Source organism: Candidatus Desulfolinea nitratireducens (assembly GCF_982879505.1).
The window spans coordinates 1-4430 of record NZ_CEYOSI010000189.1 but is presented as its reverse complement, the minus strand read 5'-3'; the positions used below and the strand labels follow the sequence as shown (position 1 = coordinate 4430).

Below are 4430 nucleotides of genomic sequence, written 5' to 3'. Positions count from 1 at the left end.
GTTTTTCGAGCATGCCACCCCCGGGACCCGCGATCCCGCTGACACTGAGGCCGATATCCGCCTTGAGAGCCTTGCGCACTCCCTGTGCCATTTCCAGTACTACTTCACGGCTGACCGCGCCGTATTTTTCGAGCGTATCCCATGAGACGTCCAGCCATTGTGCTTTTGCCTCGTAGGCATAGGCGGTAATACTACCCAGGTAATATTCAGATGAACCGGGAATATTCGTTACCCGATGCCCGACCAGGCCACCGGTACAGGATTCTGCGAAGACAAGTTTCTGTCCGCGTTCAATGAGGTAGGGTCCAATTTTGAGTTCAGGAGAGTCAGAATTCATGGGGCGTATTATACCAATTGGTGAAAGTCAAGACCACCCGCTATGTGGGTGATAAATTGTTTCGGGCGTGCCGCCCTCAACCCGCAAAAGCGATAATGAAGGTCCCGTGCCCTTGAAGGGAACGGGACCTTTTTATAAAAGAGCCTCCACTATTTGCATATGAGAGGCTTCCTGTAAACGTATACCGATTTAGTAAAGACCCTGATTGATCTCACTGAACACTTCGCCAATTATGGGACCAGCTGCAGCCAAACCAATGAGCAGGCAGCAGCATACAAATACAAAGAGTACCAATCCAGGTAGGAGTACGGCCCCTGCCGCTTTTCCGGTATCAAGATCATTAACTGCTTTAACTGCCAGCACCTGAAGCACAATTTGATAAACCCAAATTCCTATGGAAATTAACCCGAAGCACATCCCAATAAATGGAATTAACCCCAATAAACTCATCATGGCTGAGGCGAGCATAAAGGGCGCGTAAATTGCGCCAAATGGATACACCAGCGTTGCATAAGAGGCTGTACCGCCAAAAAGGCTGGCAATCCATTGGATCAAAGCGGTGCTTAGCATAAAGAACAGCACAACAATACCAGCCATAAAAGGTGCGATAACAAGCGCTCCAATTAAAAATCCGCCCATATCTTCAACGGGAAAATCCCCCATCCCGTACCCAGATAATTGCCTGGCTATATTCGGAAACCCGATGGCTGCCTGGGCACCAACAACTATTATAAAAGTGACCAAATAGGAAATAAAAATCCAGAGATAGGCAGTGCCCGGTTTCGCATTGGATTGCGCAGCTAAATCTCTAAAGGTCTGTTCATTGGGCTTCGTGATTGCTGCAATCCAAACCTGATACCAGGGCATTGGCTCGTCGCTGGAATATGGAGAGGGTTCCTGGTCAAGAAATTCTGGTATTTCGGACATAATACAATCTCCTCATAAAAGTTTGATTAAATATTTACTTTATTGTAGGGGATTAGATGAGAATGTCAAGCGAAACCCCCTCACCCATCCTTGCTCCGCTTGGATTTCCCTCTCCCGCAATGCGAGAGAGGGGGAGCGAGCGGAGCGATGCGGGGGTGTGAGGGCAATGAGGTAAAATTAGCCGTATGCAACTTTCAGAGCAACTCCAAGGCACTCTTGCCACCATCCCGACCAAGCCCGGCTGTTATCTGATGAAAAATGCCGAGGGCAAGATCATTTACGTTGGGAAGGCGGTCAATTTACGCAATCGTGTGCGTTCCTATTTCCATGCCAGTGCGGGGCACGACCGCAAAACACGACGTCTCGTCCAGGAGATTGCGGATGTCGAATGGATCGTCGTTGGCTCTGAACTCGAGGCACTAATCCTCGAGATGAACCTGATCAAGCGCCATCGTCCCCACTTCAATGTACGCCTGAAAGACGATAAGCGCTATCCCTATATCAAAGTCCATTGGGGAGAAAATTTTCCAAAAGTAACCGTCACCCGCCAAATGCGCAAGGATGATGGCTCACGGTATTACGGTCCGTACACTTCCGTTTGGGCAGTTCATCAGACCCTGGATCTGCTCCGGCGCATCTTCCCATATTTGACCTGCGACCGCGAGATCACTGGATTGGATAAACGCGCTTGTCTCTACCTTGATATCAAATTATGTACCGCTCCCTGTATTGGTGCGGTCAACCAATCAGAATACAGGCAAATGATCGCCGATCTGGGAGATTTTCTGAATGGACGCACTGGCCCAATTGTAAAACGCCTGCAAGCTGAAATGGCGAAGGCTTCTGAAGATCTGCGTTTTGAAAAAGCTGCGGCCTTGCGAGACCAACTGAATGCGATTGAGAAAGTGGTCGAAAAACAAAAGGTGATTACCAAGAAACAGATCGACTCGGATGTGATCGCAATGGCGCGTACCGATGGTGATGCCTGCGTCCAAATCTTCTTTATCCGATCCGGGAAAATGGTCGGGCGGGAATATTTCATGCTTGAAGGCACCGAAGACAGCAAAGATTCTGATGTGGTGGCGCAATTCGTCAAGCAATTTTATACCGACGCGGCAAATGTCCCTGCCGAGGTATTGTTGCCCAAAGAAATTGAAGAAGCACAGATCATCAAGCAGTGGTTGAATACCAAACGCGGCGGACGCAAAGTCGAAATGCGGGTTCCCCGCCGCGGACAGTCTCGTCAGCTTGTGCAGATGGCTACCGAAAACGCTGCCGAGACATTGAAGTCTCTCCGGGCACAATGGCAGGCTGATACGCATAAACAAGAGCAATCGCTTGCAGAATTACAGGAGGCCTTTCAACTCAAAACGCCGCCAAACAGAATTGAGTGCTACGATATTTCGAATACACAGGGTGTCGCTACTGTTGGGAGCATGGTCGTCTTCACTCAGGGTGTGCCTGACAAGAAACTATATCGGCGTTTCAATATCAGAAGCGTAACAGGGCCTGATGATTTTGCCAGTATGGAGGAGGCGTTAACGAGACGCTTCAAACGCTGGCAGTCTGCCCAGGAGATGGCAGCCCAGCCCAAATCCAAGAAAGAGGCGTCTTTTTCCTTTTTGCCAGATCTGCTGATCGTCGATGGTGGCAAAGGTCAATTGAGTCGCGCCGTCCAGGTCCTCGAAGGATTTGGATTGGGTGAAAAAATCCCCGTTGTCGGGTTGGCAAAACGTGAGGAGGAGATATTCTTCCCATATCAATCAGAGGGAATTTTATTACCGCGCCATTCACAAGGCTTATATCTGATCCAGCGCATTCGGGATGAAGCACATCGATTTGCCATTACTGCCCATCGAAAACAACGCAATAAAATTGGGATGGCATCTGTGCTCGATATCATTCCCGGCATTGGTCCGGCACGAAGGAAATCCCTCTTGCAACATTTCGGTTCTCTGGATAAGATAAGAGCTGCCAGCATGGATGAACTTGCCGCTGTATCGGGAATCACAGTCGCTTTAGCCGAGACTATCAAGGCAAATTTGGAATAAAAATATATTTATTTTGACTCCTTGATAATTAGGCGAAGTTGAAGGAAAGAAAATAAATTAATTTCCAAAATATTCAAATCTAATAATAAAGGAAAAGAGATGGCAAAGAATAAAAAGAAGAAGAATGTGAAAGCTCAGCCGAAGAAAGAATCAACCTACAAAGCCCGCCAGGCGCGCACAGTCCGCATCGCAGTAATCGTAGTTTCTGTAATTATCGTTCTCTCGATGGCATTATCCTCTTTAAATATCAATTAGCCTGTTAAAAATCGATTACCATAAATCTGCCTTAAAACATGCCAATGATATAATCGACAAACGCGGCAACTTATGCCGCGTTTGTCGTCAGTAAGAAATTTTTTATAGGATTAATATGCTGTCAAAATTAGCTGGAATTGAAAAACATTACGAAGAACTTGGCCAACAACTAATGAAAGTTGGCGATGATTATAAGCTTGCAGCAAATATCGGCAGAGAACGTTCTGAAATGGAAACAATTGTCCAAAAAGCAGAAATCTACCGAAGTTTACTAAGCCAGATCGAAGATGCGCGCTCCATGGTTGATAATGAAACTGATGAAGAGCTTCGTTCTCTCGCCGAAATGGAGCTGGAGGAATTGGAGCCACAGGTTGAACTGTTAGAAGTAGAAATTAAAAGCCTGCTTGTTCCCAAAGATCCGCGCGATGGAAAAAACGTCATCATGGAGATCCGGGCGGGGACCGGTGGCGACGAAGCTGCTCTGTTTGCAGCAGATCTGTATCGAATGTATACGCGCTATGCCGAAAACCAGAACTGGAAAACCGAGATATTGTCTCAAAGTAATATCGGGATTGGCGGATTAAAAGAGATCACATTTCTCATCAAGGGAGCCGGCGTCTACTCTCAACTCAAATTCGAATCTGGTGTACACCGTGTCCAGCGCGTACCCAGCACAGAATCACAGGGGCGTATTCACACATCCACTGCCACGATTGCAGTATTGGCGGAAGTCGCAGATGTCGATATCCAAATCCCGACCAGCGATTTGCGGATTGATGTTTATAAATCTGCCGGGGCTGGCGGACAAAGCGTACAAAAAAACTCCACCGCCATCCGGATCACCCACCTTCCGAGCGGAT

The 4430-nt window shown here is 47.6% G+C and carries 5 protein-coding genes; 3 read left to right on the top strand and 2 right to left on the bottom strand.

The window, feature by feature from the left end; all coding sequences use genetic code 11:
- Both AC3DOM_RS14055 and AC3DOM_RS14050 read right to left on the bottom strand, forming a co-directional pair.
- A partial coding sequence (locus tag AC3DOM_RS14055) for a CinA family protein (protein WP_487919673.1) occupies positions 1-337 on the bottom strand: 337 nt, incomplete at its 3' end.
- 189 nt (positions 338-526) lie between these two features.
- Complete coding sequence (locus tag AC3DOM_RS14050; RefSeq protein WP_487919672.1) at positions 527-1264, bottom strand: YIP1 family protein; 738 nt, start codon at positions 1262-1264, stop codon at positions 527-529.
- Between the two features lie 185 nt (positions 1265-1449).
- Here AC3DOM_RS14050 and uvrC point away from each other — a divergent pair, with 185 nt between their 5' ends.
- The 3 genes from uvrC to AC3DOM_RS14035 form a co-directional block, all read left to right on the top strand.
- Positions 1450-3315 (top strand): excinuclease ABC subunit UvrC, encoded by a 1866-nt coding sequence (uvrC, locus tag AC3DOM_RS14045; protein ID WP_487919671.1) that lies wholly within the window; start codon positions 1450-1452, stop codon positions 3313-3315.
- A 99-nt stretch (positions 3316-3414) separates the two neighbouring features.
- Positions 3415-3570 (top strand): hypothetical protein, encoded by a 156-nt coding sequence (locus tag AC3DOM_RS14040; RefSeq protein ID WP_487919670.1) that lies wholly within the window; start codon positions 3415-3417, stop codon positions 3568-3570.
- 115 nt (positions 3571-3685) lie between these two features.
- A partial coding sequence (locus AC3DOM_RS14035; RefSeq protein WP_487919669.1) for a PCRF domain-containing protein occupies positions 3686-4430 on the top strand: 745 nt, incomplete at its 3' end.

What these genes read in the sequence shown, in the direction of transcription:
- AC3DOM_RS14050 (WP_487919672.1), bottom strand. Translation starts at nt 1,264, where the DNA reads ATGTCCGAAATACCAGAATTTCTTGACCAGGAACCCTCTCCATATTCC.
- uvrC (WP_487919671.1), top strand. Translation starts at nt 1,450, where the DNA reads ATGCAACTTTCAGAGCAACTCCAAGGCACTCTTGCCACCATCCCGACC.
- AC3DOM_RS14040 (WP_487919670.1), top strand. Translation starts at nt 3,415, where the DNA reads ATGGCAAAGAATAAAAAGAAGAAGAATGTGAAAGCTCAGCCGAAGAAA.